Origin of the sequence: Phenylobacterium sp. (genome assembly GCF_041691455.1) — a bacterium.
Lineage (GTDB): Bacteria > Pseudomonadota > Alphaproteobacteria > Caulobacterales > Caulobacteraceae > Phenylobacterium.
The window spans coordinates 22,359-35,921 of the sequence record NZ_JBEPUO010000012.1 but is presented as its reverse complement, the minus strand read 5'-3'; the positions used below and the strand labels follow the sequence as shown (position 1 = coordinate 35,921).

Genomic DNA, 13,563 nt, shown 5'->3' with positions numbered 1-13,563 from the left:
TCAGCGCCAGTAGCGATAGCGCCAGATCGGCGTGAATCCCGCGGCGCGGTAGATGCGGCGGGCGGGATTGGCTTCCTCGACCTGCAGGAAGACGCGCTCGACGCCGCGATCCCGCGCGGCGCGGCCCAGCGCGGCCAGGATAGCGCTGGCGAGGCCCTTTCCGCGGTGGGCAGGGGCGGTTCGCATGCCGTGGATGCCCGCCCAGCGCGCGCCGAAGCTGATGACGCCGACCGCCTGTGTCTCGCCGCCGTCGCCGGCCGCACCGTAGACGGCGTCCGGCGATCGGGTGAGCGCGGCCACCCGGTGCGCCCCGTCGACGGGGTCGAAGCCCTCCCCCAGGAAGACCGCGCTCCAGGCGCCGTCCGGATTCGCGAGGATATTTGCTGAACCGTCTGAAAAGGCGGCAAGTTGTTTGATCGCTCCGATCTTGAAGACGGTCGGTTGAATCGGGGCGAATCCGCGCCGGGCGAGTTCTGCGCGCACCGGATCCAGGGCCGGGACGTCGGCGATGCGAAAGCTTGGCTTCAGGCCGCGATCGCGATAGGCCGCTTCGATCTCGCCGAGGGCGTCGGGGCCTAGGTCGTGGCGAAGCGGCGCGGCGCTCTTGGCGCGGCCCATGGTCCCGTCGTCGAGGGGGACGAGCCAGCCGCCGATCTCCAGGGTCTCCGGCGGGGCGACCGCGGCGACCGTGTCGCGCTCGAGGACGGCGATATCCTCGGGGTCCACCTAGCTGTGGTCCTTCATCAAGCGCGCCTTGTCGCGCTGCCAGTCGCGTTCGGCGGTGGCTTCGCGCTTGTCGTGCTCCTTCTTGCCCTTGGCGAGCGAGATCTCGAGCTTGGCCAGGCCCCGGTCGTTCCAGAAGAGCTTGGTCGGGATGATCGTGCGGCCGTCGCGCTGCACGGCGCCGATCAGCTTGTCGATCTCCTTGCGCTTCAGGAGCAGTTTCCGGTGGCGGCGCGGCTCGTGGTTGAAGTGCGGACCCGCCTGGGCGTAGGGCGGGATGTCGGCATTGACGAGCATGATCTCGTCGCCCTCCACCGCCGCATAGCTCTCGGCGATGTTGGCGCGGCCGTTGCGCAGCGATTTCACCTCTGACCCCGTCAGGGCCAGGCCCGCCTCGAACGTCTGCTCCAGGAAATAGTCGAACCGCGCGCGGCGGTTCTCGGCGATCACCTTCCCGGCCATCAGATCACGCCGGCGTCCCGCATGGCGGCGAGGACTTCCGTGCGCGAGGCCTCGGAGGCCGGGACGATCGGCAGGCGCACGTCCTCGGCGCAGAGGCCGAGATGGGCGAGCGCGAACTTGGTGGGTGACGGCGAGGCGTCGGTGAACAGCGCCTTGTGCAGGCGGACCAGCCGGTCCTGGCCGTAGAGCGCGCCCTGCCACTGGCCGGCGAGCGCGTCGTTGAAGAAGGTGGCGCACTGCTCGGGCGCCACATTGGCGGTCACCGAGATGCAGCCGTGACCGCCGTGGGCCATGTATCCGAGCGCCGTGGCGTCGTCGCCCGACAGCATCGTCCAGCCCTCGCCGCACATCAGGCGCTGGAAGCTGGCGCGGGCCAGCTCGCCCGTCGCATCCTTGATGCCGACGATGTTCGGCAGCTTGGAGAGCCGGGCGAGGGTGTCGTTGTAGATGTCGACACTGGTCCGCGAGGGCACGTTGTAAACCAGCACCGGCAGCTGCACGGCCTCATTGATCGCCGCGTAGTGGGCGTAGAGGCCCTCCTGGCTCGGCCGGTTGTAGTAGGGCGTGACCACCAAGGCGGCGTCGGCGCCGACGGTCTTGGCGTGGCGGACCAGCTCGATCGCCTCGTCGGTGGCGTTGGAGCCGCAGCCGGCCACCACCGGCACGCGCCCAGCGGCGGTCGAGACGCACAGCTCCACCACGCGGCGGTGCTCGTCGTGGCTAAGCGTCGCGGTCTCGCCGGTGGTGCCGACCGGCACCAGGCCGTGGACGCCGCCGGCGATCTGCCGCTCGACCAGGCGCACGAAGGCGTCCTCGTCCACCGCGCCGTCGCGGAAGGGGGTGACGAGGGCCGGAAGCACGCCCTTGAACAAAGCTTCAGACATTCTGTGCAATTTGCCGTGATTGGCCGCTTGTTGAAGCGGCGTTCAGATTCGCCGCGACAATATGGTGGGGTGGGCACAGCCCGCAATGTCCTATTGATTCGGCTCGAAATTCGTTGGGACGTCCTTTGAATTCGATCGCACGCAAAGCCTTCCTGATCGCCGGCGTCGCCATGATGGCGAGCGTGGCCGCGCGCGCACAGCCCGTCGACCCGTTGGGCGACCTGCTGGAAAGCGTCAGCAAATCCACGCCGCTGGACACGCCCGCGCCGGCGCACGCCCTCTCCCACGCCCTGTCCGACCGCGACGTCACCCTGTTCCGCCAGGCGATCGAAACGGCCAAGCGCGGCAATGTGAACGAGGCGCGCGCCGCCATCGCCGGGATCGCCGACCCCCTGGCGCGCAAGACGGCGACCTGGGTGCTGGTCGACTGCGCCGGCGACTCCGTCGGCTTCTTCGAGGTGGACAACGCCCGCCGCGATCTCGCCGGCTGGCCGCGCGCCGGACGCCGGCAGGCCGCCGCCGAACGCCTGCTGGAGACCGCCGGCAAGACTCCGCAACAGACCCTCGACTGGTTCGCCGGCGCCGAGCCCGCCACGGCCCAGGGCGCGATGGCCCTGGCCTCCGCCTACCGTGGCCTCGGCCGTCCGCAGGACGCCACAGCGCTGATCAGGCATTGGTGGCGCGACAAGAGTTTCGAGGCCGAACCCCAGCGGGCCATGCTGGCCCGCTTCGGCGATGTGCTGACGATGGACGACCACGTCCGCCGCGCCGACGTCCTGCTCTACGGCAGCCAGGGGCCCGCGGCCCGCGACATGGTCGCGATGCTGCCCGCCGACAGACAGGAGGCGGCCCGCGCCCGCCTGGCCCTGCGCGCCGAGGCCCGCGACGCCAACGAGCTGGTCTCCGCCCTGCCCGCCGATGTCGCCCAAAGCCCGGGCGTCGCCTTCGAGCGCGCCGCCTACCTGCGCCGCAAGGGCCTCGACAGCCTGGCGCTGGGCCAGGTTCAGAATTTCCCGCACGAGGTCGCCACGCCCGACCAGGGCGACCGCATCTGGGACGAACGCCGCCACCTGATCCTGACTGCGCTTCGGAGCGGCGACGCCCGGGCCGCCTATGCCGCCGCCGCCGACAGCGGCTTGACCGTCGGCTCCGACGCCGCGGACGCCGAATTCTCCGCCGGCTGGATCGCGCTGACCAAACTCAACGACCCCGCCAAGGCCGCCGTCCATTTCGCGGCCATCGAGCGGATCGGCACCTCGCCGATCACCAAGGGCCGGGCGCTCTACTGGGAAGGCCGCGCCGCCGAGGCGCGCGGCGACAAGGCCGCCAGCGCCGATTTCTATGCGCGCGCCGCCCAGAACTACACGAGCTTCTACGGCATGCTGGCGGGCGAGAAGCTGGGCCAGCGGCTGACCCTGCCGGGCGATCCGATCATCACGCCCCAGGCCCGCGCGACGTTCGAGAACCGCGAGGCCGTGCAGGCCACGCGCCTGCTGTTCGACTATGGCCAGCGCGACCTCTTCCGGGTCTTCGTGCTCAACCTCGACGACATCCTGCCGACCGCCGAGGACGAGGCCCAGCTCATCGACCTGGCGCGCAACTATGGCGAGATGGACGTCTCCATGAAGGCCGGGCGCGCCGCGGCCCAGCGCGGCTTCATCCTGCCCCAGCGAGCCTATCCGATCCGCAACCTGCCCGAGGTCGGCGGCCCGGCGGAAGCGGCCCTGATCCTGGCCATCACCCGCCAGGAAAGCGGCTTCGATCCCAATGTGCGCTCCGGGGCGGGCGCGCGCGGCATGATGCAGCTGATGCCGTCGACCGCCTCGATCCTGGCGCGTCGGATCGGGGTCAGCTATTCGCCGGGCAAGCTCGACGAGCCCGACTACAACATGCGCCTGGGCGCGACCTTCCTGGGCCAGCTGGTGAGCCAGTTCTCAGGCTCCTACATCATGGCCGCAGCGGGCTACAACGCCGGGCCAGGTCGGCCGACCCAGTGGACGCAGTTCTGCGGCGACCCGCGGGGCGGCGCCACCGATCCGGTGGACTTCATCGAATGCATCCCGTTCTCGGAGACCCGCAACTATGTGATGCGGGTGATGGAGAACATGCAGATCTACCGCGCCAAGCTGAACGGCGGCTCGGTCGCGCTGACCATGTCGGCGGACCTGAAGCGGGGCGCCTACGGCTATCCGGCCGCCCAGCTGCCGGCGGTGGCCCAGGGCGAGATGCCTTCGGGGCGCTAGGCCTTCGGGGTCCTCGCGTAGGCCACGGCGAACAGCAGGCCCCAGGCGATGTCGATGCCGGCGAAGCCCGCGACGGGCGTGGCCGCGCGGCCGTGCAGCCAAAGGAAGATGGCCGTGGCCCCGAACGGCAGCTTCTCAAGAACGCAGGGGATCATCGCGGGCCGCAGGCGGACGGGATCGCGCGCGATCACCAGGAACAGCACCTGGCAGGCCAAGGCCACCAGCAGGAACCCGTAGAAATATTCCGGGTGGTCTAGCCGGCGGGCCGGCGCGGCGACCTGGGCCTCGACGAACAGGAGCGGGGCCAGCACCGCGATCCCGTAGATCCCCGCCGCCGTGAACACCCATCTGGCGAGGCGCATGCCGATGGGCCTAGTCGACCACCAGGCCGTTCAGGAGGCCGTCGAGCGTGACCTGGATCAGTTCGTCGCGGTCGGCCCAGCCGAAGTTGGGGCGCGAAGCCAGCAGGGCCACGACGCCGTGGCAGGCCATCCACAGCGCCTGGGCGGCCGAATCGGCGGTTCCGGTGCGCAGGCGTCCCGAGGCGGCGATCTCGCGGACCACCATGCAGAAGGTCTCGTAGGCCTGGCTGGACACATCGCGGGTGTCCTCCGGCCACAGGCCGGTCTGGATCGGCCGGCCGCAATAGACCAGCTGGTAGGCGTTGGGATGCTCCATGCCCCAGCGCATGTAGGCTTCGAGCATCATCTTGGTGCGCACCACCGGATCGAGCGGCTTGGCGGCGATCTCGCGGTTGCGCTCAAGGAGCAGGGTCAGGGTCCGCTCGCAGATCTCGAGCAGGATGCAGCCCTTGTCCTGGAAGTGCATGTAGAGGGCGGTGGAGGAGACGCCGACCTCGTCGGCGATCTTGCGGATCGTGGCGCCCTCGTAGCCCTCGGCGACGAAGATGCGTTCCGCGGCCTCGAGGATTTCCGCGCGGCGGAGGTGCCCGTCGCCCTTGGCCTTGCGGGCGGACCGGCGGGGCGTAGTGACTGTGACCGACAAATGGAACCTTCCGCTGCTTTCCGTGAGGTACGGGACCCCAATTCCGCAACGGTGACAAGTCCGGGTTGCAAATCTGTAATGCAATTCGCGGCTGCAAATCGCCGAGGCGACGCCGACGCCCGCGCCTCGCGGCGCTGGACGAGCAGGCGCGCGACCGCGTAAGGCGCGGACCATGAGCGGAGCCGAGCCCACCGTCGCCGACCTGCCCAGCGTGATGCGCACGCGGGGCTGGGCCGACTATGCGCTGCTGGACTCCGGGTCCGGGCGCAAGCTTGAGCGCTACGGCCGCTTCACCGTGGTGCGGCCCGAGCCGCAGTGCCTGTGGGCGCCCGCCCTGCCCCCTGAGGCCTGGGACGCGGCCGACGCGGTGTTCGATCCCACCGATGAGGAGGACGCCGGGCGCTGGAAGCTGAAGGGCAAGCCGCCGGAGACCTGGCCGCTGGCCTGGGGCGAAGCGAGGTTCAGCGGCCGGTTCACCAGCTTCCGGCACCTGGCCTTCTTTCCGGAGCAGGCGGCGAACTGGGAATGGCTGGACGCGGCGGTGCGCGGCGCGGGCCGGTCGCCCGACGGCGGCCCGCCCCGGGTGCTGAACCTCTTCGGCTACACCGGCGTCGCCAGCCTGGTGATGGCGGCGGCAGGCGCAGCGGTGACCCATGTCGACGCCTCGAAGCGGGCCGTGCAGTGGGCGCGGGAGAACGCCCAGCTCTCCGGCCTCGCCGACCGGCCGGTGCGCTGGATCACCGAGGACGCGCGTAAATACGTCCAGCGCGAGGTGCGGCGCGGCTCGAAATACGAGGGGATCATCCTCGACCCGCCGAAATACGGCCGCGGGCCGGACGGCGAGGTCTGGCGGCTGTTCGAGAACCTGCCTGAGCTTACCGGCCTATGCGATGAACTTCTTTCGGAAAATGCCAAATTCCTGGTGCTGAACGCCTATGCCGAGCGGATCAGCGGGGCGGCGCTCTCCGGCCTCCTGGCCGACAAGCTGAAGGGTCGCGGCGGGACCATCGAATGGGGCGAACTCGCCCTGGTGCAGGAGGACGGCGCACGCGAGATCGGCATGTCGTTCTACGCCCGGTGGCAGGCATGAGCAGCCGCGCGGTCACCTCCCTGACCAACCCGACCGTGAAAGCCGTCCGCGCGCTCCACCTGCGCAAGGAACGCGACGAGACCGGCCTCTTCGTCGCCGAGGGCCTGAAGGCGGTGATCGAGGGGATCGAAACCGGCCACGCGCCGGCGATCCTGATGCACGGCGCCGAGGGCCACCCGCTGCTGAAGACCGCGATCGCCGCGACGCTGGCGGCCAAGGGGGCGGTGATCGAGGTCACCGAAGCCATCCTCGCCAAGGTCTCGCGGCGCGACAATCCCCAGGCCGTGGTGGGCGTGTTCCGCCAGGTGTTCCGGTCCCTCGAAGCCCTGGAGCCGCAAGCCGCGCGCTGCTGGGTCGCGCTGCACCGGGTGCGCGATCCGGGGAACCTCGGGACCATCGTGCGCACCGCCGACGCGGCCGGCTGCGGCGGGGTGATCCTGGTCGGCGAGTGCTGCGATCCCTATTCGGTGGAGGCGGTGCGCGCGACCATGGGCTCGATCTTCGCCGTCCCACTGACCAAGGCGAGCGAGGCCCAGTTCGCCGCCTGGCGCAACGGCTGGCCGGGCTCGGTCGTCGGGACCCTGCTCTCGGCCGACGTCGACCATCGGCGGGCCGACTACGCGCGTCCGACCCTGATCCTGATGGGCAACGAACAGCAGGGCCTGCCGCCGGACATGGCTGCGCTCTGCGACGTCAATGTGAAGATCCCCATGCGCGGGCGCGCCGACAGCCTGAACCTCTCGGTGGCCACCGGAATCATGATCTACGCAGCCACGGCCTGATCATGCGCGCAGCCCTGCTCCTCATCCTGCTCGTCGCGACGTCGCTCGCGGGCGCCGCCGAGGCCGCCGCGCGCTGGACGCGCCATGTCACCACCGCCGGCTATACCGTTGACCGCCCGCCCGGCTGGGCCACGGTCGAAGCGCCGAGCGACCGCCTGGACATCGTCAGCGGACGTTGCGGCCCGCAGGCCGGGGCCATCTGCGACGGCCAGGCCGAGATCTCGGTCAGGGCGGAGCCGTTCGCCGGCAAGCTGACCCGCGCCAAGGCCTGCTGGAACCTGACCGAAACGGTCTCCGAGACCGACGAAGGCCCGGGCCGCCGCGGCCAGATCAGCCAGCTCACCTGCACCATCGGCGCGCGCCGCTTCTTCATCGTCGAGCGTCACTGGAAGGGCGACAAGCACGCCGCCGCCTACGGCCGCGTCGCCCTGCGCATGGCCAAGAGCCTCCGCTACCCGGGCTGAGCGATCCTGGCCGGCGGCTGTCGGGCCGGGCCGGGCCGGCGCGTCTATGGGTCATCAAGCAAGGAGTAAGCTTATGACCCAACGACTGAACGTCTTCGCCGTGGCCCCCAAGGCGCTGGAGCCGCTCCAGCAGGTGGCGATCAACCTGGAGGCGGTGGGCCTGGAGACCAGGCTGACCGAGCTGGTGAAGATCCGGGCTTCGCAGATCAACGGCTGCGCCAACTGCCTGCACATGCACACCGCCGACGCCCGCAAGGCCGGCGAGAGCGAGGAACGGATCTATCTGCTCGACGCCTGGCGGGAGTCTTCAATGTACACGCCGCGCGAGCGGGCGGCGCTCGCCTGGACCGAGGCCCTGACCAAGATCTCCGAAACCCACGCGCCGGACGCCGACTACGAGGCCCTGGCGGCGCAGTTCAGCGAGGTGGAGATCGTCCACCTGACGATCCTGGTCGGGGCGATCAACGTCTGGAACCGCATCGCCATCGGACTGCGCTTCCAGAATCCGAGCGACAGGCGCCTCGCCGCGGCGGCTTAGGGACGATTTGGCGCGCCTGGCCTGAGGCGCGTCACAATCGGGGTGTCTCCTGCGTCCTTGCCGGATCAACCATGGAGACACCCCATGACCGCACGCATGAACCCCCTGGCCAAGGCCCAGAAGGCGCTCGAACCGATGCTGGCGCTGGAAGCCTATTTCAAGACCTGCAGCCTTGAGCCCAGCCTGATGCACCTCGTGAAGATCCGCGCCTCGCAGATCAACGGCTGCGCCTACTGCCTGCACATGCACACGCTGGAGGCCCGCAAGGACGGCGAGGGCGAGGCCCGGATCTACCTGCTCGACGCCTGGCGGGAGTCCGGCCTCTACACGCCGCGCGAACGGGCGGCGCTCACCTGGACGGAAACCCTGACCGAGGTCTCCACGACCCATGCGCCCGATGCAGACTACGAGGCGGCGGTGGCCCAGTTCGGCGAGCAGGAGATGATCGACCTCACCCTGGTGATCACCAATATCAACGCCTGGAACCGGATCTGCGTCGGCTTCCGCGCGCACCATCCGAACGACGTCATGAGGAAGGCGGCCTAGGTCCCGCGCGGCTTGGCCCTGGCTGTGGGCTCGGCGTTGGCCGGGTCCTCCGGCCAGAGGTGCTTGGGATAGCGGCCGCGCATGTCGGCGCGGACGTCCTTCCAGGACCCCGTCCAGAAGCCGGGCAGGTCCTTGGTGGTCTGCACCGGCCGATGGGCGGGCGAGAGCAGCGACAGCGTCAGCGGCAGGCCGGCGACGCTCGGGTGCTCCTTCAGGCCATAGACCTCCTGCACGCGCACCTCGACGGTCGGGCCGGCCTCCGCGGCGTAGTCGATGGCGAAGCTGTTGCCGGTCGGCGCGGTCCAGCGGGCGGGGGCCTGGGTGTCGAGCCGGCGCTGCAGGTCCCAGGGGATCAGGCTCCGGAGCGCGCCTTCCAGCGCGTCGGCCTTGAGGGCCGCGAGTGACCTGACCCCGGAGAGCAAGGGCTCAAGCCACGCCTCCAGCCGATCGACGAGCGCGGCGTCCGAGAGGTCGGGCCAGGCCGCATCGCCGGCGCGCAGGAACGCCAGCCGCTGACGCAGCGCCGCCGCGGCCTCGCCCCAGGGCAGGCCGCCGACCCCTTCCGCCCGGACGCGGTCGGCGAGTGCGCCGGCGATCAGGGCCGGATCGGGATTGTCGTCGACGGTCTCGCGTACGACGAGGCGGCCCAGGCGCGTCAGGCGCTTGGCGCGCAGCCGACCTGCCCCGCTCTCTTCCAGCCGGTCCTCAGTGGTCAGCTGGCCGTAGAAAGCGGCGAGCAGTTCGGCCTCGTCGAGGGGCGCGGCCAGCAGGATGCGGTCGCGGCGCTCGCCGCCGCCCAGTTCAGCCACGGCCAGCCAGGTCTCGCGGGCCAGCGCATCGGTGGGCTCGACAAAGGCGCCGCGACCGCTGACGAGCTGGAACTCGCCCTGCGGACCGCGGGCGCGGGCCACCCGCTCCGGATAGGCGAAGGCCAGCAGCAGGCCATCGGAGAGCGGCTCGCCCTTGCCGGCGCGGGCGGTCAGCCCGGCCCAGCGGTCGGCCAGCGCCTTGGCGTCGCGGGCGCGCGGGCTTCGATCGCGGTCGAAGGCCTCCAGGCGGTGGCGCAGGTCGACGTCGCGACCGCCCAGGTTTCGCTCGGTGATCAGGGCCGCGATCCGCGCCGCCCGGGGCGCCTGGCCGGTCCCGGCGGCCTTGAGCACCATGTGCGCGAGCCGCGGCGCGAGCGGCATGTCGGCCAGCGCCCGCCCGTGCGCGGTCAGCACGCCATCGCCGGTCAGGGCCTCGAGGCGGAGCAGGAGCGCGCGGGCCTCGGCGAAGGCGGCGGCGGGCGGCGGGTCGAGGAAGGCCAGCGCGCTCGCGTCCCTGGCGCCCCAGCGGGCGAGGTCGAGGGCGAGGCCTGACAGATCGGCGTCGAGGATCTCGGGGTCGGCGTAGGCGGGCAGCGCACGGGTCTCGGCCTCGTCCCAAAGCCGGTAGCAGACGCCCGCCTCGGTCCGGCCCGCCCGGCCGCGGCGCTGGTCGGCGGCGGCCCGGGAGACGCGAACGGTGGCGAGACGTGTCAGGCCGCTTGAGGGATCGAAGCGCGGCACGCGGGCCTGGCCGCTGTCGATCACCACCCGCACGCCCTGGATGGTCAGGCTGGTCTCGGCGATGGAGGTGGCCAGCACTACCTTGCGCTTCCCCGGCGCCGCGGGCGCGATCGCGCGGTCCTGGTCGCGGGGGTCGAGCGCGCCATAGAGCGGCGCGATCTCCACATCCGGCCGCACCCGTTCGGCCAGACGCTCGGCGGTGCGCAGGATCTCGCCCTGGCCGGGCAGGAAGACCAACAGGCTCCCGGTTTCCTGGGCCAGCGCCCGCTCGACGGCGCGAACGGCTCGGTCCTCCAGGCGCAGGCGCTCATCTCGGCCGAGGTAGTGGGTTTCGACGGGATAGGCGCGGCCGAGGCTCTCGATCACCGGCGCATTGTCGAGCAGGCGCGCCACCGCCGCGCCGTCGAGGGTCGCGGACATCACCAGGATGCGCAGGTCCTCGCGCAGCAACCGCTGGGCGTCGCGGGCCAGCGCCAGGCCAAGGTCGGCGTCGAGGCTGCGTTCATGGAATTCATCGAAGATCACGCAGGCGACGCCCGCGAGCTCCGGGTCGGCGAGGATCTGGCGGGTGAAGACGCCTTCGGTGACCACCTCGATGCGGGTGGCGGCCGAGACCTTCGACTGCATGCGCACCCGGAACCCGACCGTGCGGCCGACCGGCTCGCCCAGCGTGGCGGCCATCCGCTCGGCGGCGGCGCGGGCGGCCAGGCGACGCGGCTCGAGGACAACGATCTTGCCCGCCCCGACCCAGGGCTCGGCGAGCAGCTCCAGGGGAACAACGGTGGTCTTGCCGGCGCCGGGCGGGGCGACGAGAACGGCGGCGCTGGCCTGCGACAGCGCCGCCTTCAGCCCGGGAAGGGCTTCGTCAATCGGCAGTCCGGACGGCGGCATGACCCATCTAGAGCGCGCCGCCGCCGGTTGCGAGCGTCGTTGCGCCAGCCTTGGGCGTCAGCCCTGGCCGGCCGGCGGCTCGCCCACGCGGTGCGGCAGCTCGCGCGGCTCACCCTCGGCCGGCGGGCCGACGACGATACCGCGGCCGAGCTTCGAGGCGCGGATCCCGTAGACGAAGTAGACGACGATCCCGACCACCAGATAGCCGAGGAAGAAATTCCGCGTCGCCGGCGTCGACATCAGGCTCATCAAGAGCACGACGCACATGATCGCGCCCAGGACCGGCACGACCGGATAGAGCGGCGTGCGGAAGGGACGCGTGAGGCCCGGCTCGCTGATCCGCAGGTAGATGACCGTGATGCAGACCAGCGCGAAGGCCGCCAGCGAGCCGACGTTGGAGAGGTCGGACAGCGCGTCGAGCGACAGGAAACCCGCCGCGCCCATCGCCAGCAGGCCGACGATGATGGTGTTGATCCAGGGCGTCATGAACTTCTTGTGGACGCGCGCCAGGGCGGTCGGCAGCAGGCCGTCGCGGCTCATGGTGTAGAAGATCCGCGTCTGGCCGTAGAGCAGCACCAGCATGACGCTGGAGAGCCCGGCGATGGCTCCGATCTTCACCACCACCGAGAACCACTTCAGCCCCATCATGTCGGTCGCGAGCGCGATCGGCGCGGGCACGTCGAGCAGGTTGTAGGGCACGATGCCGACCAGCACGGCCGAGGTCATGATGTAGAGCACGGTGCAGATCACCAGCGCGCCCAGGATGCCGATCGGCATGTCCTTGCCCGGATTGCGCGCCTCGGCGCCGGCGGTGGAGACCGCCTCGAAGCCCAGGTAGGCGAAGAAGATCACCGCCGCGCCGTGGATCACCCCGCCGATGCCGTACTTGTGGGAGGTGTCGCCGGTGATGACGCCGGTGAGCGCCCGACCGATCTGATGCCAGATATCCATGTTGGTGCCCGGCGGACGGGCCGGGATCTCGGCCGGCACCAGTGGCGACCAGTGCGACGGGTGCACGTATTTGATGCCGATCACGATGAAGGCGATGACCACCGTCAGCTTGATGGCCACGATGATGTTGTTGACGGTCGCCGATTCCGAGACGCCCCGGATCAGCAGCAAGGTCGCCAGCGCCAGGATGAACATGGCCGGCAGGTTGACGACCCCGGTGGCGATGATCGCGCCGGCGGCGTCCTTGACGGCCACCCCGGGGGCGGCCGTGAACTCTGGCGGTATGATCACCCCGATGTCCTTCATCAGGCTGACGAAATAGCCGGACCAGCCGAGCGAGACCGTGGAGGCCGCGAGGCCGTATTCCAGGAGCAGCAACAGGCCCATGACCCAGGCCGCCCCCTCGCCCATCGAGGCGTAGGTGTAGGAGTAGGCCGAGCCGGAAACCGGCAGGGCCGAGGCGAGCTCGGCGTAGCAGAGCGCCACGAAGGCGCAGAGCGTGCCGGTGATGACGAAGGAGATCATGATCCCCGGGCCGGCGAACTGGGCCGCGGCCCGGCCGGTCAGGACGAAGATGCCGGTGCCGATGATGCAGCCGATGCCGAGCAGCACCAGGTTCAGCGCGCCCAGCGAGCGTTTCAGCTCTCCGTGCTCATGCTCGGCCTGAATCTGGCCGACGGACTTGCGCAGGAAGATGCGCGCTACCCCCGTTACCCCTGAAGCGTTCGCCATAGCGTGGGAATTCCCCCGTTGTCGTGATCAGCGCCGCCCCCCAAGGCGAGCGTTGGCGCGCAGGCTAGCGGGGCCGACGCACGGCGGCAATGCGTCGTCGCGCACGGTTTTGCCCTCAGCCGGCGGAGTTTGTTGTGAATTCGGTCGCGGGGGTGAATTTTCAGGGGCGAGTCGACGACGAGAGAGCCACTACGCGGGGCTGGAGGCCTGTTGCGGCGGAGCCGCCGCCACCTGGGCCGCGGCGTCGAAGGCCTCCTCGGTGAGCGGGTTGCGGGCGATCAGCAGGGTGCAGCCGAGATGGTCGCTGAGATAGCTGTCGGTCGATCCCGACCACCACCGCGACAGGAACCCCTGGCGATGGTGTGCGACCACCACCAGATCGGCGGCGACCTCCTCGGCCACCGCCCCGATGACCGGCGCGGGCTCGCCGACCACGAGCTTGGCGACGGGCCGGTATCCGCGCGCCTCCAGCCAGGCGACAGCGCCGGCGAGAAGCTCCTTGTAGGTGTCGATCTGCTGGGCGACGGCGCCAGCGTACACGCCGTCCGCCAGGCGGGTCCCCGCGCTCTCCGGCACGACGGCCAGGAGGATGATCTGCGCGCAGCACTGCTTGGCCAGCAAGGCGCCTTCGCGAAGCGCCAGAGCGCCATCAGCAGTGCCGTCGTAAGCAAGCAAGACCCGCTGGTACATCCTGTCCCCCTT

At 70.6% G+C, this 13,563-nt stretch carries 14 protein-coding genes; 6 read left to right on the top strand and 8 right to left on the bottom strand.

The window, feature by feature from the left end:
• The 3 genes from ACESMY_RS14815 to dapA are packed head-to-tail and all read right to left on the bottom strand — an operon-like array spanning position 1 to position 2,069.
• Positions 1–726 (bottom strand): GNAT family N-acetyltransferase, encoded by a 726-nt coding sequence (locus ACESMY_RS14815; RefSeq protein WP_372785376.1) that lies wholly within the window; start codon positions 724–726, stop codon positions 1–3.
• A complete protein-coding gene (smpB, locus tag ACESMY_RS14810; protein ID WP_372785375.1) occupies positions 727–1,185 on the bottom strand; it encodes an SsrA-binding protein SmpB in 459 nt (152 codons plus the stop codon).
• Positions 1,185–2,069, bottom strand: a complete 885-nt coding sequence (dapA, locus tag ACESMY_RS14805) for a 4-hydroxy-tetrahydrodipicolinate synthase (protein ID WP_372785374.1) — start codon at positions 2,067–2,069, stop codon at positions 1,185–1,187. The genes smpB and dapA overlap by 1 nt, the downstream gene beginning before the upstream one ends.
• Before the next feature lie 125 nt (positions 2,070–2,194).
• Here dapA and ACESMY_RS14800 point away from each other — a divergent pair, with 125 nt between their 5' ends.
• Entirely contained in the window at positions 2,195–4,312 is a 2,118-nt protein-coding gene (locus ACESMY_RS14800) for a transglycosylase SLT domain-containing protein (RefSeq protein ID WP_372785373.1), read from the top strand.
• Here the strand turns inward: ACESMY_RS14800 and ACESMY_RS14795 are convergent.
• Together ACESMY_RS14795 and ACESMY_RS14790 are read right to left on the bottom strand one after the other, a co-directional pair.
• Complete coding sequence (locus tag ACESMY_RS14795) at positions 4,309–4,674, bottom strand: hypothetical protein (RefSeq protein ID WP_372785372.1); 366 nt, start codon at positions 4,672–4,674, stop codon at positions 4,309–4,311. The genes ACESMY_RS14800 and ACESMY_RS14795 overlap by 4 nt on opposite strands.
• 10 nt (positions 4,675–4,684) lie before the next feature.
• The gene (locus ACESMY_RS14790) at positions 4,685–5,317 is read right to left on the bottom strand and encodes a TetR/AcrR family transcriptional regulator (RefSeq protein ID WP_372785371.1); all 633 of its coding nucleotides are present in this window, start codon (positions 5,315–5,317) and stop codon (positions 4,685–4,687) included.
• A gap of 172 nt (positions 5,318–5,489) precedes the next feature.
• On the opposite strand from ACESMY_RS14790, the gene ACESMY_RS14785 reads away from it, so the two are divergent.
• The 5 genes from ACESMY_RS14785 to ACESMY_RS14765 all read left to right on the top strand — a co-directional run bounded on the left by ACESMY_RS14785 (position 5,490) and on the right by ACESMY_RS14765 (position 8,737).
• Positions 5,490–6,407 carry a class I SAM-dependent methyltransferase gene (locus ACESMY_RS14785; protein WP_372785370.1) on the top strand — a complete coding sequence of 306 codons (918 nt, stop codon included), beginning with the start codon at positions 5,490–5,492 and terminating at the stop codon, positions 6,405–6,407.
• The gene (locus tag ACESMY_RS14780) at positions 6,404–7,189 is read left to right on the top strand and encodes a TrmH family RNA methyltransferase (RefSeq protein ID WP_372785369.1); all 786 of its coding nucleotides are present in this window, start codon (positions 6,404–6,406) and stop codon (positions 7,187–7,189) included. The genes ACESMY_RS14785 and ACESMY_RS14780 overlap by 4 nt, the downstream gene beginning before the upstream one ends.
• Before the next feature lie 2 nt (positions 7,190–7,191).
• Positions 7,192–7,653 (top strand): hypothetical protein, encoded by a 462-nt coding sequence (locus ACESMY_RS14775; protein ID WP_372785368.1) that lies wholly within the window; start codon positions 7,192–7,194, stop codon positions 7,651–7,653.
• A gap of 73 nt (positions 7,654–7,726) precedes the next feature.
• Positions 7,727–8,191: a carboxymuconolactone decarboxylase family protein gene (locus tag ACESMY_RS14770; RefSeq protein WP_372785367.1), complete on the top strand. Its 465-nt coding sequence runs from the start codon at positions 7,727–7,729 to the stop codon at positions 8,189–8,191.
• 84 nt (positions 8,192–8,275) lie between these two features.
• The gene (locus ACESMY_RS14765) at positions 8,276–8,737 is read left to right on the top strand and encodes a carboxymuconolactone decarboxylase family protein (protein WP_372785366.1); all 462 of its coding nucleotides are present in this window, start codon (positions 8,276–8,278) and stop codon (positions 8,735–8,737) included.
• On the opposite strand, the gene hrpB is transcribed toward ACESMY_RS14765, so the two are convergent.
• The 3 genes from hrpB to ACESMY_RS14750 all read right to left on the bottom strand — a co-directional run bounded on the left by hrpB (position 8,734) and on the right by ACESMY_RS14750 (position 13,551).
• Positions 8,734–11,178: an ATP-dependent helicase HrpB gene (gene hrpB / locus ACESMY_RS14760; RefSeq protein ID WP_372785365.1), complete on the bottom strand. Its 2,445-nt coding sequence runs from the start codon at positions 11,176–11,178 to the stop codon at positions 8,734–8,736. The genes ACESMY_RS14765 and hrpB overlap by 4 nt on opposite strands.
• A gap of 57 nt (positions 11,179–11,235) precedes the next feature.
• A complete protein-coding gene (locus ACESMY_RS14755; RefSeq protein WP_372785364.1) occupies positions 11,236–12,861 on the bottom strand; it encodes an APC family permease in 1,626 nt (541 codons plus the stop codon).
• A gap of 189 nt (positions 12,862–13,050) precedes the next feature.
• On the bottom strand, positions 13,051–13,551 hold the full coding sequence (locus tag ACESMY_RS14750; RefSeq protein WP_372785363.1) for a universal stress protein: 501 nt from the start codon (positions 13,549–13,551) through the stop codon (positions 13,051–13,053).
• Positions 13,552–13,563: the final 12 nt, after the last annotated feature.

Bases quoted from the DNA above. Each gene is read 5' to 3' on its own strand.
- smpB (WP_372785375.1), bottom strand. From the start codon at position 1,185: ATGGCCGGGAAGGTGATCGCCGAGAACCGCCGCGCGCGGTTCGACTAT.
- dapA (WP_372785374.1), bottom strand. From the start codon at position 2,069: ATGTCTGAAGCTTTGTTCAAGGGCGTGCTTCCGGCCCTCGTCACCCCC.
- ACESMY_RS14795 (WP_372785372.1), bottom strand. From the start codon at position 4,674: ATGCGCCTCGCCAGATGGGTGTTCACGGCGGCGGGGATCTACGGGATC.
- ACESMY_RS14785 (WP_372785370.1), top strand. From the start codon at position 5,490: ATGAGCGGAGCCGAGCCCACCGTCGCCGACCTGCCCAGCGTGATGCGC.
- ACESMY_RS14780 (WP_372785369.1), top strand. From the start codon at position 6,404: ATGAGCAGCCGCGCGGTCACCTCCCTGACCAACCCGACCGTGAAAGCC.
- ACESMY_RS14775 (WP_372785368.1), top strand. From the start codon at position 7,192: ATGCGCGCAGCCCTGCTCCTCATCCTGCTCGTCGCGACGTCGCTCGCG.
- ACESMY_RS14770 (WP_372785367.1), top strand. From the start codon at position 7,727: ATGACCCAACGACTGAACGTCTTCGCCGTGGCCCCCAAGGCGCTGGAG.
- ACESMY_RS14765 (WP_372785366.1), top strand. From the start codon at position 8,276: ATGACCGCACGCATGAACCCCCTGGCCAAGGCCCAGAAGGCGCTCGAA.
- hrpB (WP_372785365.1), bottom strand. From the start codon at position 11,178: ATGCCGCCGTCCGGACTGCCGATTGACGAAGCCCTTCCCGGGCTGAAG.
- ACESMY_RS14755 (WP_372785364.1), bottom strand. From the start codon at position 12,861: ATGGCGAACGCTTCAGGGGTAACGGGGGTAGCGCGCATCTTCCTGCGC.
- ACESMY_RS14750 (WP_372785363.1), bottom strand. From the start codon at position 13,551: ATGTACCAGCGGGTCTTGCTTGCTTACGACGGCACTGCTGATGGCGCT.